Below are 18,154 nucleotides of genomic sequence, written 5' to 3' on the forward strand. Positions count from 1 at the left end.
AGTCATTCCTCCCTGTTATCCTCTCCTTCATCATGTTCTATCAAAGCCAAAACAACAAACGCAAGGAATATTCCCGTTCCAACTTTTAAGGCAATGGCGAAATTCAGTAGCGGTATAGTACCTGAGCTGAAGAGATCAAAAAGTTTCCCTTTTCCCAGGAAGTTTGTCAGAAAAGGTAGCCCAAGCAGCATAGCAACCAAACCAATTCCAACATAAAACAGAACTCCCGTGGACTCCAGCATATGAAGTGCTTCCTCATCCGGAAGCTTTATCGGAGATTTTTTACCGTATGCGAGAGTGATGTGAATGAAAGCCAAAGCAATAACGAGTCCACCAGCGAATCCACCGCCGGGCGTCAGGTGCCCGTGAACAACAAGAAATATTCCATAAAGCATTATCAACCAGACAGTGAAACGCGTTATGGTCTTGACAATGATTGTCATTCCGTGTTCTTTTTTCATATGTCATCCTTCCCTTTGTCCCTTTTTCTAAGGAGGGTTACAACGCCAAGAATAGAAACGAATAAAATAGTTGCCTCACCAAGGGTGTCATAAACTCTGTAATCAAGAACAACGGAGGTCACAAGGTTGACCGCACCTGTTTCCTCAGTACCACTTTCCAGATATCTCTCTGAAACCTCTAGCAAGGGTTTTCCAAATTCTGGCAGAATGGAGAAAAGTGGAGCTATCAGAAAAAGAACCAAAAGAATCACAACTAATTTGGCGGAGAAAGAAACCTTACTTTCTTTAACGGTTTCATAACGCTCGCCGGAATTCTTCAACAGCAAAATAAGGATTATCACCGAGATGATTTCGTAAACAAACTGTACGAGAGCGAGGTCAGGTGCCTGTAAAAATAGAAAAGCAACGGCAACAGCGAGTCCAACCATACCAACAGAAATCACCGAAGACAAAAGGTCTTTTATTTCGAGAGCAACTATCGATGCGAAAATCATAAAACCAATGAGAAAGTACATCCACGATTCGATTGGCATACGTTACCCCCCTCTCGCCATTACAAAGAGAAAAACGAATAGCCCAATAACTATCCATACCAGTTGAAAAGACAGCTCACCTGTATGCAACTTTCTCAGTGGTATTGCCAGGTTGCGGGCACCTGCTTTCAACAGTTCAAAGGCATCAAACCATTTATTTTCCGCTGCTGTGTATATACTCTTCAGCGGTGGCATTTCTTCAACTTCGTTGAAAAAATCAACCCCACTAATCTTGAAAGAAGCAGAATCTTTCTGACCTCCAACAAAAGCTTCATCAAACCTCACTCGCTTAAAAATCAGATAAATGAGGCCACCGAACAAAAGACTGAGGACAATCACACTCAGCAGTTCCGGCGAAGAATAGAAACCTACTGGAGTAATTTGTTTCACAGGCAGGATTCTATCGATAAATCTTAGAGGGAAGAACCTCCATCCAATACCGATCATCAGACAAAGGCCTGCATTTATCGATAGCGCTATTTGTCTGACAATCGAAACTTCCTTTACTCCATCCAACCTTTTGGGTCGCTTGCTGAGAAAAGACGAATAGATGAACTTCATAAAACTGGCAAAGGTCAACGCACTACCAAAAAGGGCAAGAACAAGGCATATCATATATAAAACACCCAGCATATAACCGCTGCTGGCTATTGCAATTAATACTCCCTGATACACCAACCATTTAGAAACGAAACCATTGGTAAGTGGTATTCCAGAAATGGAGAAGGAACAGACCAACGTGCCTATGAAAGTAACCGGCATTTTTTTGGATAGCCCCCCTATTTTTTCGAGTTCACTTGTTCCGGACTGACTCTCAACATTTCCCATCCCCATAAACAATCCGGATTTATAGATAGAATGGTTAACCATGTGCAACAACCCACCAGCTATACCAATGGGATTACCGGTCGCTACACCAAGGACCATGTATCCAACCTGGCTAACGGCATGATAACCGAGAAGCTTTCGCCCGTTGTGCTGTATCAGAGCCATCATAACTGCAGCTATTATTGTCAAAGCACCGAGTAAGGCCATCACTATTTTCAGAACTTCCGAAGGAGTTATGAAATTCATGAACAGCCTGGCAAAAAGGTAAATACCCATTAGTTTGTCGAGAGAAGCGGGAAGCAAAAAAGTGGATTCGAGAATGGATTTCTCACAGTATTCCGGAACCCATGTATGGAGTGGAAAAGCTCCAGCTTTAGCAAAAGAAGCTAAAGCTATAAAAATGAAAGCCGTCACAATCCATCCTCCGTTTATGCCAATTGGACTTCCACTCATCCTGAGAGGCAAGCCTGTGGAGCTAATAATGATTAAAAAGGCAAATATCAGCAGAGCATCTGATATTCCTGAAATCAGCAAAGCCTTCTTGGAAATTGCAGCCGCTTCTTCACGAATAACACCGTACAAATAAAGCATCAAACCTGACAATCCCCAGAAAATGAGAAAAAGAATTGCATTATCAGACATAAGGGCGCTGTTGACGAAGTACACTGTGAGGATAAAGTATATATGAACCTTTTTTATACCGGTTTTCAGAAGGTATATAGAAAAAACAAAGCCAAGAAGATTAGCAAAGAATACTGTGAAGAAAGAAAGATCGTCAAGGACGTACAACTTCTCGCCATTCAAAGAAAAACTGAGTGGAAGATCTCTGACAAAAAACAGAGTGTTTGCAAAGAGAGAAGCGATAGTTATTATGTTAAGCCACCGCACGATTTTTACCGGAAAAACAAGATCTAATAGAATCACAACTAACGGCAAAAAAAGCATAAAAGAAATCGGAGTCATAAGGATTTCCATAATTTATACTCTCCCATGTTTTTAATGAGTCTATCAGTCTTATCCTGGGATAGTTTCAACAGGTTGCTGGTTATTTCCATCCCTTTTTCGGTCTGAAGTCTGACGGATCTTTCGGTGCAGCAATAACAGGGATCAACAGAAGCGAGGGTAATCAATACGTCGGCAAGATTTTCGCCGATACAGGAAGCTTTGTAAGTCGGGATATTAACGTAACTTGGTGCTCTTATTTTGTGCCTGACAGGGCGGTTAGAACCATCCGTTCTTATATAGTGGAAAACCTCTCCTCTTGGAGCTTCGTGCCGTCCTATCCCCTCGCCGGCAGGTATTTCCTTAACGTCATTGTATATCGGCCCTTTAACCTTCCTCAACTTCTCTATTATTTGCCTGATCATCTTTATGCTTTCAAATACCTCTAAAATCCGTACCACTGTTTTGGCAAAAATATCGCCCTCTTCCCTTACAACAACCCCAAAATCGAGCAGATCATAGGCCGCGTAAGGTTCATCTTTCCTGACATCGATAGCAACACCAGAAGCTCTCGCGGTGGGACCAACAGCGCAATAGCTTATTGCCTCTTCTTTGGTGAGTACTCCAACTCCACACAATCTGCTCCTTACTACCGGATCATTCGCTACGGCTTTGGCAACCATAGTTAGTTTTTTCTCGAGAAAGTCAAGTTTTTCATGAACAACAGAATTCAAAGAAACATCGTAATCTCTTCTCACACCACCGATTTTGAACGTCCCATAATGGTTTCTGTTCCCGGTTATCATCTCAATAACCTCAAGTACCGGCTCCCTGTATTTCCATGCCCACATCCACAAAGTATCGTAACCAATGAAATGTCCCGCGAGTCCCAACCACAGAAGATGACTGTGAACCCTTTCTAACTCACCAATAAGAGATCTTATATAGCGGGCTTTAAGTGGGACTTCAATCTCTCCAATATCCTCAAAAGCGTTTATACAGGCAAAGGGATGGGAAGCGGAGCATATACCGCAAATTCTTTCCACCACAAATATAGATTGGTCAAAGGTGCTTTCTTCAGAGATTTTTTCTATACCCCTGTGCATCCATCCGGTTTCCATCTCAATGTCGACTACCCGCTCTCCGTCGAGTTTTATTTTGAAATATTCTGCTTCTTCGAGTAACGGATGAAAGGGTCCAACCGGTAGATTAAATTCTTTACTCATGTTTTCTTCTCTCCACTCTCAAAGGTTTTTTTGGTATCTTCTCATTATTCTCCGTCAGAAGCGGTTTCAATCCGGGATGGTCTATAAACCCAACACCAAAAAGTTCATGAATTTCCCTTTCGATCCAGCTAGCTCCTTCAATAATTTTTGCAATGGAGGGAACAACTGGTTTTTCGACAGGAACAAAGACCTTAGGACAGTAATAACAGCCCGTAAGGTCATCTGAAAAATGATAAATTAACTCAAAGGTTTCTATATTCTCAATAGCCGTTATCGTTGAGAGCCGCACCCCTCTTGTGAAAAGAATCTTTGCAACATTTGTTATGTTTTTAGCATCAACTTTGAAGTAAATACGCTTTCGCTTTTCAGAAAGAAGCTCAATATTTTCCTGGATCGCCGCAAAAAGCTCTTTTTTTCTTTCAATTGGATTCATTTCACAGCCTCCCAAGCAGTTCTGATAATCCGGCTATCATGGTTTCTGGCTTTGGAGGACAACCTGGTATGTACAAATCAACAGGAACAAATCTATCTAAAGGTCCACACCTCGTATAACTCTCCTTAAAGGTTGCTCCAGCCACCGGGCAGGTTCCTACTGCGATCACAAATACAGGCTTAGGAGCTTGGTTATAAATCCTTATAACCCTTTCAGAAACCTTACATCCCCCCATCCCAGTTACGAGCAGAACGTCAGCATGTCTTACTGAACCGACAAGTTTTATTCCGAAACGCTCGAGGTCATATCTCGGCGTTAACATATCGAGAATCTCTATATCGCAGTTATTACATGGTGACGCGCTGACATGAAACACCCAGAGTGATCTTTTCAGAATCTTCGTGTAAAATCCCATATTCATCCCCCCAAAAGTGCTATGAGAAGCGCTATAAAAGCCATAGGTGCCAGTTTCTTCCAGAAAAAACCGAGCATTTTTTCAATTGTTACCCTTGGGTTTATGTTCTTAACCACCACAACGATCAGGAAAGTGATCAGATAGAAAGCTACTATCCACAGATACCTGACTATCGATATCTCCTGAGGAACACCGAAAAAAAGAACGCTCAACAGCAACGGAACAACCAAAAACTTCATTCCTTTTGAAAGCTTCCATAAACCAAGCAACACGCCCGAATACTCGATTTCTACACCACCCGCAAGTTCCGTTTCTGCTTCAGGTAAATCGAAGGGTTGGATTGCTAACTTAGCTTGAATGCAGACCAATCCCAGGATATATGCGATTACTCCAGAGATAGAAGTTATTGCCGGAGAACCGTAGATCAGTCTTAACAGATTGAAATCAAACCCCGATTTCACAACAGGCACCAGAATGACCATAATAAGAACTAGTTCATCAGCAAGAAGCATCTTCAGTTCTCTGGAAGCACCTATACCGGCGTAAACATTCCTCGAAGCAGCGGCTCCAAGAAACGTAGCCATAGAACAAAGGATAAGCAGGTAAATTATCAGTATCACATCCCCTGCGATTCTTATTCCAAGAAAGACAGCACATCCCAGAACAGTAGAAAGGGTTGTAACAGTTGAAAATGAGACAATCGGGGCAAGGACATACACTACAGAGGCTGAGAGTTCAGGGACAATGCTCTCTTTCCCGAACAACTTGAAAACATCCAGAAAATTCTGATACCATGGTGGCCCCACCCTATGCTGGAAAAGAGCACTAAGCTTGCGTTCCAGCCACCATATTATTAAACCTGCAAAACCGGTAAAGAGAATTCCCGGAAATACAATGGTATAAAAAACAATCAAATTATTCTGCCCTCCTTATAACGCCAATTCGGCGCGCGTATCGCAAGATACTTTCCGGCAAAATAAAATCCATTCTCAGGTTGTTCTCTTTCAACATCTAAAACCCTTATTGTGTTACCACTACAGGTTTCAGCACATAAGGGAACATAATTAGAATCAGCATTCATTTGAGAAAGACAGAAATCACAATGTGTGGTCACGTAACTTATCGTTTCTGGAAATAGTGTTCCAAAAGGACACGCAAGGACACAGGATTTACAACCGACACAAAGCAGGTTGTAACGTTTTACTGTTCCATCCGGTTGTCTCTCTAAAGCATCCTTTGGACATGCTTTCACACAATGAGCGTTCTTGCATTGTCGGCAATAAACCGCAAATTCCGCGACCTCTACAATCGAAAGAACGCCATTATTTTTCCCGTGATACAGGTATTCACATTTGATTCTGCTTATATCGCTCTTAATAAGTTTCTCAATATCTATCAGTAGTTTCTTCATGCCCAGATTTCCCCCGGATTCTCAAATTGGTCATAAGTAAATACTGGCCCATCTTTACAAACGAAATAGTGTTCTATGGTGCAATGTCTGCAAAGTCCAACTCCGCAATACATCTTGCTTTCCATCGATAAATAAAGATTCGACGGTTTTATTTTCTTTTCGAGAAGCATTAAAGATGTGAACTTCATCATTATTGGCGGTCCACAAACAGCGGCAACTGTATTTTTCGCATCGAATTCTAAAGGCTTAAGGAGCGTTGTTACGACGCCTATATTACCTTCCCATTTTTGATTTTCTGGAACCCTATCCACTGAAAGGGTTATTCTGACTTTTCCAGTTTCTTCCCATTCTTTCAGCTGATCTTTGTAGATTAAATCTTCCGGAGTTCTCGCACCAAAGCAAGCGGTGATACTTCTGTAATCATCTATATCGTGCATAAGCGTCAGCAGCAGGGAACGAAGAGGGGCGAGCCCAACACCGCCACCAACAATAAGAACATCCTTTCCTTTGAACCTGTCTAGAGGATATCCATTACCATAGGGGCCTCTCAAAGCCACCGTTGCCCCTGGCTTTATTTCATGCATTTTTTCTGTCATGTAACCAACTTTCATTATCGTTACCTCAATAGGGTTTTTCGCGTACTGAGAGGATGATGGAGTAAATGGCCCCTCACCAATACCGGGTAACCCCACCTCAACAAACTGCCCCGTTTTGAATTCAAAATCCTCACCGCACTCTAAAACAAAGGTTTTAATAACTGAAGACTCCTCTACAATCTCTATACACTTTGTCTTTATCGCTTCAAAAACATTGGTCATTTTTTCACCTTCATTTCTTCTCGCATAACCCTCATTGTATTTCTGATGTCTATACCCGCAGGGCAAACATCGATACATCTTCCACAACCAGTGCAACCACTCATACTAAGCTGCTTCACCATGTAATTGAATTTGCAATTATACCTATGATTAAAACGTTTATAGAGCTCAGGTCGAGGATTCCCGCCGCCAGCAACGCGAGCATACCCCTTCAACTGGCAGCTGTCCCAGGTACGAACCTTTGAGAAGGATTTATTTTTACTCTCATCACTCATAATGAAACAGTAACAGGTAGGACAGACAAAATTACATCCCCCACATTCTATGCAGCTGTCAACAGCACTGGTATCGAAAATATTTAACTTTTCGCCTTTGTCCTTGCTTCCCAACGACCACTGTGAATTTATTTCACATACTAGGGTTCTAATCTTTTCCCTTTGATTTTTGAGAACATCAACGACATCAGGTGTCTCTTCAAATGCCGTTAAATTCTTCGACAGTAATTTGAGAAATCTTTCTCCTTTTTCACTTCCAGAGCGAAGTAATAGACGCTTGCCGATCGATGAAAGCGAAACATCATAGTGTTCCTCCGGATACGGATTTATTCCCTGAAGAATGCAATGACAGCTACTTTTCGCTTCTGTGCAATCTGAAGAGATTATCAAAGTTTTTTCCCGAAACTCTTTATAAACAGGATCAACATAATCCCCTTCAAGAAGTGCGATGTCTAAAAGTTGTATCGCTCGAAGATCGCAGCTTTTAACCCCCAGAAGAATTCGTTCCCCACTCTCAAGATACGTCAAAACATCATTTCTTGGTTGGAACAGCAAAATCTTCAAAGGATCAATGGGGTGATATTTATCGAGCACAGGAATCCCATCGCTATCCATGCTTTTCCAGCATTTTAAGAATATTTCTCCATTTTCCTTGACCGGAGCGAATAGTTCGGTTCTTTCGGCCAATCTCTCGAGAAATTCAACAAACTCCTCAAAAAAGACGAGCATTTTGGTATTCCCCTTTGTGATAAAATTCACAACAATTTTTAAACGATAACCCTACTAAACAATGGTTTCGAAATCAAATAAACTTACTCCTCTGAATCTATATACGGATAATGCTTGTAAGCCTCATCAATTAAAGTTTCACTCTTGTTGTATTCGATATAATGTCCCTTACAGCCCTTTCGAGGACAAAAATGAACGTATCCACCAGCTTCAAGCATTAACCGGACCATTTTTTCTCCGCACTCTGCACACTCAAGTTCACCTAACAGTTCTTCGCTACAATGTGGACAAAAAAATTTAGCAGTAACACCATCTGGTATATTGAAAGTTATTTTGTAGTTGTAGCTTCCGTAAACAGAGCTAAGCCATATTATTCCGTGATGTTTTTCATGTACAACTTCTAATTGAATACTTGGATGTTTATCAATAACTTCAGTGGTATTCATGAGAGAACGCTGACAATAAGGACATTTAATGTCAATGGCAAACATAAAATTGCCCCCAATATTCGGATTGGAAACATCAGCTTTGAAGAAACATCTAAAATAAACGAAAGATTAAAGGAAGGAGATTTTAGGACACAACACATTTCCTATGCTGATAAAAAATCCTATCAACTTTTTGATCTAAATACCAAGGAAAAGATGTGTATGAAAAAATAATTTTTGTGGGCAAAATGAAGTAATGTAATGATGTGGAAACTTTTGAAGTCAATCGAGAACCAAGATCCGAGATCCGAGAATGCGAGAATATAGAATCGTTGTTGGTTGTGCGTTGTAGGTTGTACGAAAAAAATCGATAACCGAGAGTCCGAGAACCGATGTGCACTGCTTCGCAGTGGCTATGTTGGGCAAGGTACATTCGCTTCGTTCACATTAGCGAATCACACTTCAGTTGCTTTGCAACTTCTCAACCATAAACCCTTTAAGCTGTCTTAACCCATCAAAAACCTTATCAGCCTGACTCAGGTCTAAACCTTGGTTTTCTTTGTGTCTTATAGCATAAACAATCATTCCAGAAGTTTTCGCACTTTTTATTCCAACTGGTGAATCTTCTATGGCAATACAGTTTTCTGGCTCTACTTTGAGATGCTCAGCACATTTAAGATATATGTCGGGAGCTGGTTTGGCATTTTCTACCATATCTCCCCCGATGACGTAATCGAAATAATTAAGGACATCGATGGTTCTTAAAATATCGTAGACAACATTACTCACAGTTGATGAAGCAACACCTAATTTAACTTTGCTGTACAAAAAGTCCAGCAATTCCAGAAGGCCATCGTTTGGTTTCAGCTTGCTTTTTGCTCTTTTCAGAAACTCCTCCATGTATTCTTTTCCGAAATCCTCAGGAGCCAATGGAAGTTTCGCAAGCTCCACAACGATCTTTTGTGCTTCTTTCATTCTCAGTCCCATCTGACGAATAAACAGTTCTTCTGTAATGATTCCACCGTATCTCCTGACAACCTCTTTGCAGGCTTCTCTATACAATCCTTCCGTATCAACGATAACCCCATCCATGTCAAATATCACTGCATCGATCAAGAAAATCACCTCAGATTGAGAATGGATTTGAGATTCTTCACAAGTTTTTTTATCGTTTCTCTTCTAAGCATAACGATGTTATTGAACACATCGATGTCTACAAGAGAGGCTTTGAAAAGAAGACTGATATGATATGAAATAGTGGATTTGCTTAATCCTGTCACTTCTGCCAATTCCTTCTGTGTCGCCGGTTTGTCAAAAAGGTACTGTATTATTTTGAATCTTGTCTCATCTCCTATAACCTTCAAAACATTTCTAACACGATCCTCTAGAGGTATGCTCTCTGAAAAATCTTTTGTTATCTCTCCAAGTCCCATTATGAGCAGATGAAAACTCGGATAAGTCATAAGACCAGAGTTTGTATGGGGTACAGAGTTCTGAAGTGCTACATAAAGCGGTTTGGATTCATCAGGATGTATATCATAGTACTCAAAATAATTCCGTATCGAGTTGTTTATCATTTCAGACTGATAGCTCTTCATAAACTTCCCGATTTCAGAAAAATTGACCGATCTGAGGCCACTTTCTTCGTATATTTTCAACATCTTCCATGTGTTCGATTCAAGAAAGTCCAGTGCCGTTCGCGGGAAAAACAGAAGCTGATTTATGAACCATTTGGAATCTCTGCTGATACCTTCGATTTCTTCTACTCTTCTTGTAAGCTCACCGGGTTTTTCTTCTATCATCTTTTTTACATCATCTGGAGGAATCTTTAAACGTCTTACAGAAAGAACCTGTATGAATCTTTCACGTATGATTTTCAACGTTTCATCATTGAAGTCAAGCGAATCTTCTATCTTCACAATCGTTTTATCAACCATTTTTACTCTGACAGGGAAAAGTATAGGAGCTATGACTCCCAGTTCGTTCATAAAAGTAGTATATATCCTTGTTGACCAATCAAGGGATTTTAGCAGTTTGTCTCTGAATGACAGCATTTCTTTTGACGGAGTATATTCAACTCCAAGTATTTTGAGAACACGCGTAACATCCGTGTTGAAAGAAAAATATATAGCCATCGTAAGATCGTATATTTCAAAATATCCGGTAATGATTTTCATCAATCCTCACCATCCTCATGGAACATGCTTTCCAGAAGGGCTAACAGATTAGAAATGGCATCTTTTTTGAGGGAATAATACATCTTTTTACTCTCCCTCTTTTTCTCCAGCAAACCAAGAGATTGTAAATATGAAAGATGGTGGGAAATTGTGGCCTTTGATAACCCACAAAAAGCTGCCAGTTCATCTACATATTTCGGGCGTTCTGATAGCGCCTTTATTATCATAAATCTGGTAGGGTCAGATAATCCCTTCAAAAGTTCCTTGACAGTGTTTACTGAAAACTCAGAAAATCCTTTTCTGGTAACACTTTCGATATCACCGTATAGCACGACGTAGCGCTTCCCAAATATCTTTATCGGCAATGTACCAAAATCAGGTAAAGCAAACTGAAGGTAAATGTAAAACTCTTCCTCACTGTCAAAATTTAAAACATGTGAACCATAAAAGTAATTGGGAACTTTATTCAAACTATTCTCAGTTATATTTGAAACCTCTCTCCGGCACATCTCATTAATATAGCTTCTCAAACCGGAGGATTCGAAATACCTCTTCAGCTCATTCAAGGCGCTCAATGTAATCTCTCGCAGGTGTTCTGGAAAAAGCACAAATTGTGAAAGAAACCAGATGGAATTTTTGGAAAGTTTGTCGGTGTTCTGTAAAGCGCTTAACAGTGTCTTACCGTCCTTCAGGAGTTCTTCTGCTTTGTCCTCAGAAACAGCTAATTTATTCGTTAAAACCACAAACAACAGCATCTCAAAGCGTTTATCAAATTCTTTGTCCAGCTCATCTATGGTTTCCTCGAGTTCGACGAACTTCGAACTGAGGGGAAACCCCGAAAGCACCGGAATTTCTTCCCTAAGATCGGCAAAAACACTGGCAACCGTTTTGACATCCCAGCTTGCTTTGCTTTCAACTTGTTCAACAAAGGAGAAAAGCTCATCCAAATTGCGTGGTTCGGAGCGTAGTTGAGCCTTTTCTGCTTGTTTATCGGAATTCACAGCTGTACACGCCAAAACCAAATCCACAAATTCAACCTGTCCTATAACCAATCTCATTCTGAACCTCCTCGGTTCGAACTTTATCGAATTATAGCATATAACATTTACGATTATTTTCCATAAAGTGACGCTCAATCTGTCTTCTTAAAACTCCTTAAAACACCTGTTTACCATCATCAAGTTAGACCGTCATCGAATAGTAACAGACAATATTTGACAACCATCGAACTCAGTGTTAATATATTGATGGACATCGAAATAAAATCTAAAGCGAGGAGGGGGATGGATATGAAGAAAAATATGAAAAGAGAACCGGTTAATTTGAAAAGTGTCTTTGAAGAAATTGAAAAAATGAAAGTATCTGTTATGTCAAAGAACGGCGCGTTGAACATATAAATTAACACCCCTTCGGCAACAAGTGAGAAACCGCAACCCCCATATGCAACACCCCCCCTTTCCCCACGGAAGAAATGGGATGACACTGGGCCTGAAAAGGCCCCTTTTTTTTTAATAATGTTATTGGTGATAATGTTATAATCTTTCTAGTATTTTTCAAGGAGGGGATTTGGTGAAGACTCTTAAACGGCTTGAACTTTATCTCTTGACAATAGCTGTCCTCCTTGGGATCATAGCATCGTTATTAGCCTACGATATTGTAATAAATCCCATGATAAAGAGTTATCAGATAAATAGACAAAAAAAACAGGAAATGAAAGAGAGAACATATGACGTTCTTGAAGAAATTTCTAGAATAATATTCGCTATTAAAGGCTATTATTATCTTAACCGCTCTCTGCCAGATCCGAACGAAATTCTTAATGATACTGAGCATACCTACAACTATTCCATCGATTTCGAAGAAATGGATGCTGCTTATCGTATAAGCATCCGGGGAAACTTCCCGCTCCTGACTAACCAAAAATATCTCGATGAATTCAGACTTGAGGGAAAGCTTTATTCTACTGAAAATAGCTTTTTGTATGTTGTTTATCTGGACAAGTTTATGTAACACTTGAGAGTGAAGGATATGAATGTAGTCGTTTTTGGTGGAACATTTTGGGATGTTTTCATATATGGTAACAGACCTCATGATGTTGAGATATTAGAACTACCCGGTGGATCCGGTTTGAATATAGCTTTCGGCCTTTATAAACTCGGTCACAGTGTCTGCTTTTTCTCCAATATAGGTAATGATTGGCGGGGTACAGAGCTTCTTAAGAAACTTTCAGAAAACGGACTCTCCACCTATGGATTAACAATAAGAGAAGGAAAAACAGGTTATCATATCGCTCTCAACGATACCCCAATCGGAGTCGATAGGGGAGTGAACCGTTTGAATATAGAATTTGACAATGACACCTTAAAAAATGCTGATATAGTAGTAATAAACTCCGAAATTCCTGTAGAATCTATCTATAAAATCTGCTCTAAAGCTGAAAAACTTTGTTTTATCGATCTTGGTCCCCGATTTGTCATAGATACCAGCAAACTCAGAAAGTTGTCAAAAGCGAAACTGATCCTCATAGGCAACGAAAAAGAATGCGAAAAAGAGGGTTGTGATGTTATAAAAATGGGATCAAAGGGTGCTTCATGGAAAGGGGTAACTGTTGAAGGAGACCTCCAAAACTATCCTTTTAAAGTGGGTGCCGGTGACATTTTCGATGTAGTTCTCATAGATAGTTTCCTTAAAGGCCTGGACAAAAGAATCTGCCTTGAAAGGGCTGTAACTATATCCCAAACAGCAGCAAAAGAAATAAAGGGCGCTTTTTCGAAGATGATGATATTGGAACCGCAGAGCGGCTGAAGTGCTGAGCTGCGCTCCGGACACTTGCAAAGGTTGATCTGTCATCCTGAACTTGATTCAGGATCTCGTACTTAAAAAAAACAGATTCTGGATTGAACATCTCCAGAATGACAGTGGGGGGTTAAGATTCTGGATTAAACATTTCCAGAATGACGGTTTTTACAGCCGCGAAGCGGTTCGGGTCAACCACGCAGTGGTTCGAGGCAACTCCGCGGAGTTCGTAACACCGGCACAGCCGGTCGAATCGACGATTTTTTGTACACCCGTCATCCTGAACTTGATTCAGGATCTCGTACTTAAACCCAGCTTCCAGATCAAGTCCAGAATGACAATCCTTTGTCTGTGGTCTTATTTCAAGCAACGTCAACTGCGAAGCAGTTCGTGACAACTCCGCAGGAGTACGAGACAACTCTGAAAGAGTTCGCAACAATCCCGAAGGGATTCGTATCGCTGCGAAGCAGCGCACAGCGTGCTTACCCGCAGTGCAGCGGTCCTCTCGAATCTCAATTCAATACAAAAAAGAATACTCAACCTCCGCATCATAGCGGGTTCCTTCCGATACTTCATAATCCTTAATCAACAACATTTCTTCTAATTCGAAGGAGGGATCAATTCCAAACATATGATTCCATGTGTTTACGCATATTACTGGTCTTCCATCTCTGAATACAACTTCATTGAAAGGAATAATCGCATCACCATGCAAATCTTTCGTATCCTTGAAATGATGCTTGCCGGAAAAAGTACCGAAAAATCTTAATTCTAAAAGCTTTCCATTTTTATCAGTTATGATATGAAAAGTCTCGATATCTTCGATTCGCCCATATTTAAAGAATCTGTAAATGTCATAAATCACATTTATGAAACAATCGGGGTGATCTTCATCCTTAAAGACCACTGTTATCTCGTAATCTATTCCCCTGACACATTCCTTTTGAGACACGAACACCTCAACAATTCCGTTGCTTTTATCGTATTCAGGGATAGCAAATATAGGAAGAATTTCTTCAGGTATGCCCTCCGCTAAGGCAAACCTCAACAATAACACCATTAAAAACATCACGGCAATAAACTTTTTCATACCATTTATCACCCCTATTACAATAATCGTTGTAGGTTGTTCGAAAAACATCGAGAATCCGAGAAGGCGAGAACCCGAGAAGATGAGAATAAAAACAACGCTTCTCTTTTGAGCCCGCATAACCACTGCGAAGCAGTTCGGAACAACTCTGAAAGAGTTCGCACCACTGGCGCAGCCAGTCGTACCAATCCCGAAGGGATTCGTACCCACGACAAAGTCGTGCTTACCAAATCTTGGACTCTCAATTCTAATACCGTATTTCAAAAGAATCGAAATGCACCGGTGATAGTTCTTCAAGTTCGACTTTACTAACATACGCAAATGGTGGTCCATTCTCAATCTCATTAATAAAATCGTTGAGAACAGAATCCTCAGCCTCGGCTACAACCTCAACACGGCCATCAGCAAGATTTCTTACATAACCAGTGACCCCCATCTTTTTCGCTTTTCTATAAGCAAAATAACGAAATCCAACACCTTGAACAATCCCTGAAAGAAGTATCCTGACTGTTTTCATTGTGTGTTCCACCTCTTCAAAGCCCCAGGTCTTCTCCTACCAGCAAAACGGTGTATCTGCCTTTGCGAGCCGAGCTATCGGTTATCACAACATATGTTTCACATATACGTTGAGTCGAATGACAATCCATACAAATTCCGGTAGAAGTACATGGGGTATGAAGGTTCAATCTTTTAGCGTTCATCGGAGATATATATTTTATGCGTTTTATTGCCTCATCCATATCGGAAACGATTTTGTTCATACCAGCAATGATTATTACTTTATCCGGTCCGAAAATCATCGGCGCTACCCTTGTGCCATGACCATCTAACTGGACAATCTCTCCTTTTATGGTAATCGCATTAGCACTACACAGAAAATAGTCAACTTCGAACATCTCTTTGAATATTTTCCTTTTTTCTTCGGGCGTTTTAGCAGCATATCTGTCTCTAAAATCGTATCTTCCATTTCTGAGAAAATCAAGAACACCACATTGAGAAAGAGTTATAGATCCACCAACAGCGGCACTGGAACCAGCTGGCATCAGTTCTTCTAATTTAGGAACCACTTCTTCCGGGGTTGAGAGATACACCGCATTGATCCCTCTTTTTGCAAAGTTCTTTACGACAATACTGGCAAGATTATCGTATTTCCATTTCAGAAGTTCTTTTCTCATACACACCCTCCCATAAAATGTTGTTAAACGCTGGTTGTTATAACTTCCCGGAGGAAAACCGAAATCTGATTTAAGTCTACCATCATAGGTGTTACAATGTGAAATGTAGCACACAATGTATTGGAGGGGTACTAATGTTCACAACATATAGAAAATTTCCCAGCAGGATCCTGGAGATAACGTTCAAAAAAGATGGGGAGTCTGTTTTGCCAGAAAGCCCTGCTGTTGTCATGAAACCCATGGCTACTGTGAATAACCTTATTTCTTTCAACTTTTTCAATTCCTGGTTGAAGAAAGATTCGGAAAATCATTATTCCTTCAGTAGTACAAACGGATTATGGGGCGAAATGGAAATTCGAGAGAAACCGAAAGGGTTTGAAATAAAAATAAGAATTGATCCGGAAGACGGCATCTTTGGTTTCGGTGAGGAAATCGGAGCTTTGAACAAACGGGGTAAGGTGTATGAGATGTACAATACAGACGAACCAGACCATTCACCAACCAAAACTCGTCTCTACTCATCTTTTCCGGTTTTCATGATCCTGTCACCAAAGAAATCTCTCGGATTCTTCCTCGACCACCCTGGTTACAGCAGATTTGATCTGGCTTTCACCAAAGAAAATGAAATAATCATCAACGTTGAGGGTGAAGGGTTCAAACTTTATCTCCAGGGAACAACTCCTGATGAGATTATTAAAGCTTTTACTGAACTTACAGGAAAACCTCACTTCTTCCCGGTATGGATACTCGGATACCAACAGTCACGCTGGTCTTATCCTAACGAAGAAACTATAACTGATCTCGCGGAAAAGTTCAGGGAGAAGAAAATCCCCTGTGATGTTCTTTATCTCGATATAGATTATATGGAGGATTTCAAGGTCTTCACATGGAATAAAAGAAGCTTCCCAAATCCAGAGAAACTGCTGGAAAAATTAGAAAATCAGGGATTCAAGGTCATAACAATAATCGACCCCGGGGTAAAGATTCAAAAAGGTTACGAAATTTATGAACAGGGGATTAAAAGAGATTATTTCTGCAAAAAACCGGATGGTTCACTGTTTGTCCCGTACGTATGGCCAGGACCATCTCACTTCCCTGATTTCATGAATTCTAAAGTTCGTGAATGGTGGGGAAAGCTATGCAGTGATTTTACAAAAACGGGGATAGCGGGCATCTGGAATGACATGAATGAACCATCTATTTTTATGACAGCAGAATCTCTTCGTGAATTAAAAACGATTGTGAATAACATCGAAGAAGATATGGGAATAGAAGCAGGATTTATTTTAAGCCAGCTTGATGGTCGAAAACGTTATAGAGACTACGGTGTCGAATTTCAACATACCGATGACACAGGCAAAAAATTTCTGAACAGACAGGTTCATAACCTCTTTGGATTCAACATGTCACGCGCAACTTACGAAGGTTTTCAAAAAAGCGATCCCGATAGAAGGCCAGTTGTGATAACCCGTTCCGCTTATCCTGGAATTCAACGGTATGCCATTTTGTGGACGGGTGACAATGCCAGCCTATGGGAACATCTGTTAATGGAAATTCAAATGGCTCAGTCTCTTGCACTCACTGGGGTGAATTTTATCGGTTGTGATGTTGGAGGATTTGGCGGTAATTCCTATGGGGAGCTTTTGGTAAGATGGACCCAGTTTGGTGCGTTTCTGCCCTTCTTTAGAAATCACAGTGCCATAGGCACACGAAATCAGGAGCCATGGGTTTTCGGCGAAGATGTTGAAGAGATTGTACGTAATTATATTGAACTCAGATATTCTCTAATGCCATACATTTATTCGATACTCAGAACAGCAACAGTAACGGGAATACCGATGGTCAGGCCTCTATTGCTTGAATGGCCTGACAACCCCCAGACTTATGAAACCGATGACGAATATCTATTTGGTCCAGCGCTTCTGGTGGCTCCTGTTTATCGTCCCAACGTCAGGGGTAGGTATGTTTACCTACCAGATGGAAAATGGATGGACTTTTTCGATGAAAAAATTTTGGATAGCGGCCATCACTACGTTGAAGCGCCTCTAGATAAAATGCCTCTATTTATACGTGAAAATTCGTTGATCCTGACAACAGAAGTCAACCAGTATCTTTCTAATGCAGTATGGAAGACAGTAAAAATAAAGGGATTTGTTACCACAGCTGCAAGTTTCGAGCTTTATGAAGATGATGGAATCAGCAGGAAATATCTTGAAGATGAATATTCGCTGAAAAAGATAGAAGTCTGGAAGTCTGAAAACAACTACCTTGCAAGGATATATCCTCAGGAGGGAAAACTTGAGATTCCAGCAAGAAAACTGAGTATAGAGATTTTTGATGGTAAGAGGTTCTGGAAAGGTGAAATCGAAGACAGTAAAGAGGGGTTGTGCATAGAATTGCATTAAAAAACTAAGAAA

20 protein-coding genes are annotated in these 18,154 nt (G+C 40.6%); 3 read left to right on the top strand and 17 right to left on the bottom strand.

Annotated features, from left to right (window positions below):
* Positions 1-2: 2 nt before the first annotated feature.
* The 14 genes from KOLE_RS02890 to KOLE_RS02955 all read right to left on the bottom strand — a co-directional run bounded on the left by KOLE_RS02890 (position 3) and on the right by KOLE_RS02955 (position 11,734).
* On the bottom strand, positions 3-461 hold the full coding sequence (locus KOLE_RS02890; RefSeq protein WP_041288627.1) for an MnhB domain-containing protein: 459 nt from the start codon (positions 459-461) through the stop codon (positions 3-5).
* A complete protein-coding gene (mbhE, locus tag KOLE_RS02895; RefSeq protein ID WP_041288628.1) occupies positions 458-994 on the bottom strand; it encodes a hydrogen gas-evolving membrane-bound hydrogenase subunit E in 537 nt (178 codons plus the stop codon). The genes KOLE_RS02890 and mbhE overlap by 4 nt, the downstream gene beginning before the upstream one ends.
* Positions 995-997: 3 nt before the next feature.
* Positions 998-2,797: a complex I subunit 5 family protein gene (locus KOLE_RS02900; protein ID WP_049753245.1), complete on the bottom strand. Its 1,800-nt coding sequence runs from the start codon at positions 2,795-2,797 to the stop codon at positions 998-1,000.
* Entirely contained in the window at positions 2,782-3,990 is a 1,209-nt protein-coding gene (locus KOLE_RS02905; RefSeq protein WP_012745069.1) for a hydrogenase large subunit, read from the bottom strand. The genes KOLE_RS02900 and KOLE_RS02905 overlap by 16 nt, the downstream gene beginning before the upstream one ends.
* Entirely contained in the window at positions 3,983-4,423 is a 441-nt protein-coding gene (locus KOLE_RS02910; RefSeq protein WP_012745070.1) for an NADH-quinone oxidoreductase subunit C, read from the bottom strand. Before KOLE_RS02910 ends, KOLE_RS02905 begins: the two co-directional genes overlap by 8 nt.
* Before the next feature lies 1 nt (position 4,424).
* Positions 4,425-4,838, bottom strand: a complete 414-nt coding sequence (locus KOLE_RS02915) for an NADH-quinone oxidoreductase subunit B family protein (RefSeq protein WP_012745071.1) — start codon at positions 4,836-4,838, stop codon at positions 4,425-4,427.
* A gap of 2 nt (positions 4,839-4,840) precedes the next feature.
* Positions 4,841-5,752: a complex I subunit 1 family protein gene (locus tag KOLE_RS02920; protein WP_012745072.1), complete on the bottom strand. Its 912-nt coding sequence runs from the start codon at positions 5,750-5,752 to the stop codon at positions 4,841-4,843.
* Positions 5,749-6,249: a 4Fe-4S dicluster domain-containing protein gene (locus tag KOLE_RS02925; protein WP_012745073.1), complete on the bottom strand. Its 501-nt coding sequence runs from the start codon at positions 6,247-6,249 to the stop codon at positions 5,749-5,751. Before KOLE_RS02925 ends, KOLE_RS02920 begins: the two co-directional genes overlap by 4 nt.
* A complete protein-coding gene (locus tag KOLE_RS02930; RefSeq protein WP_012745074.1) occupies positions 6,246-7,067 on the bottom strand; it encodes an FAD/NAD(P)-binding protein in 822 nt (273 codons plus the stop codon). The genes KOLE_RS02925 and KOLE_RS02930 overlap by 4 nt, the downstream gene beginning before the upstream one ends.
* A complete protein-coding gene (locus KOLE_RS02935) occupies positions 7,064-8,071 on the bottom strand; it encodes a 4Fe-4S dicluster domain-containing protein (RefSeq protein WP_012745075.1) in 1,008 nt (335 codons plus the stop codon). The genes KOLE_RS02930 and KOLE_RS02935 overlap by 4 nt, the downstream gene beginning before the upstream one ends.
* 83 nt (positions 8,072-8,154) lie before the next feature.
* Entirely contained in the window at positions 8,155-8,562 is a 408-nt protein-coding gene (locus KOLE_RS02940) for a hypothetical protein (RefSeq protein WP_012745076.1), read from the bottom strand.
* Positions 8,563-8,961: 399 nt separating this feature from the next.
* Positions 8,962-9,615 carry an HAD family hydrolase gene (locus KOLE_RS02945; protein ID WP_012745077.1) on the bottom strand — a complete coding sequence of 218 codons (654 nt, stop codon included), beginning with the start codon at positions 9,613-9,615 and terminating at the stop codon, positions 8,962-8,964.
* Positions 9,616-9,620: 5 nt separating this feature from the next.
* Positions 9,621-10,676: an ArsR/SmtB family transcription factor gene (locus KOLE_RS02950; RefSeq protein WP_012745078.1), complete on the bottom strand. Its 1,056-nt coding sequence runs from the start codon at positions 10,674-10,676 to the stop codon at positions 9,621-9,623.
* Positions 10,676-11,734 (bottom strand): ArsR/SmtB family transcription factor, encoded by a 1,059-nt coding sequence (locus KOLE_RS02955; RefSeq protein ID WP_012745079.1) that lies wholly within the window; start codon positions 11,732-11,734, stop codon positions 10,676-10,678. Before KOLE_RS02955 ends, KOLE_RS02950 begins: the two co-directional genes overlap by 1 nt.
* Positions 11,735-12,245: 511 nt before the next feature.
* Here KOLE_RS02955 and KOLE_RS02960 point away from each other — a divergent pair.
* On the top strand, positions 12,246-12,686 hold the full coding sequence (locus tag KOLE_RS02960; protein ID WP_012745081.1) for a hypothetical protein: 441 nt from the start codon (positions 12,246-12,248) through the stop codon (positions 12,684-12,686).
* Between the two features lie 18 nt (positions 12,687-12,704).
* On the top strand, positions 12,705-13,481 hold the full coding sequence (locus KOLE_RS02965; RefSeq protein ID WP_012745082.1) for a PfkB family carbohydrate kinase: 777 nt from the start codon (positions 12,705-12,707) through the stop codon (positions 13,479-13,481).
* A gap of 508 nt (positions 13,482-13,989) precedes the next feature.
* Here KOLE_RS02965 and KOLE_RS02970 read toward each other — a convergent pair.
* From KOLE_RS02970 to KOLE_RS02980, 3 genes are all read right to left on the bottom strand, one after another.
* A complete protein-coding gene (locus tag KOLE_RS02970; protein ID WP_041288847.1) occupies positions 13,990-14,562 on the bottom strand; it encodes a hypothetical protein in 573 nt (190 codons plus the stop codon).
* A 247-nt stretch (positions 14,563-14,809) separates the two neighbouring features.
* On the bottom strand, positions 14,810-15,079 hold the full coding sequence (locus tag KOLE_RS02975; RefSeq protein ID WP_012745084.1) for an acylphosphatase: 270 nt from the start codon (positions 15,077-15,079) through the stop codon (positions 14,810-14,812).
* Between the two features lie 16 nt (positions 15,080-15,095).
* Positions 15,096-15,737, bottom strand: coding sequence for a lactate utilization protein (locus KOLE_RS02980; protein ID WP_012745085.1), 642 nt, complete (start codon positions 15,735-15,737; stop codon positions 15,096-15,098).
* Between the two features lie 134 nt (positions 15,738-15,871).
* Between KOLE_RS02980 and KOLE_RS02985 the strand changes: the two genes are divergently transcribed.
* On the top strand, positions 15,872-18,142 hold the full coding sequence (locus KOLE_RS02985) for a glycoside hydrolase family 31 protein (RefSeq protein ID WP_012745086.1): 2,271 nt from the start codon (positions 15,872-15,874) through the stop codon (positions 18,140-18,142).
* Positions 18,143-18,154 lie beyond the last annotated feature (12 nt).

The organism is Kosmotoga olearia TBF 19.5.1 (genome assembly GCF_000023325.1).
Taxonomy (GTDB): domain Bacteria; phylum Thermotogota; class Thermotogae; order Petrotogales; family Kosmotogaceae; genus Kosmotoga; species Kosmotoga olearia.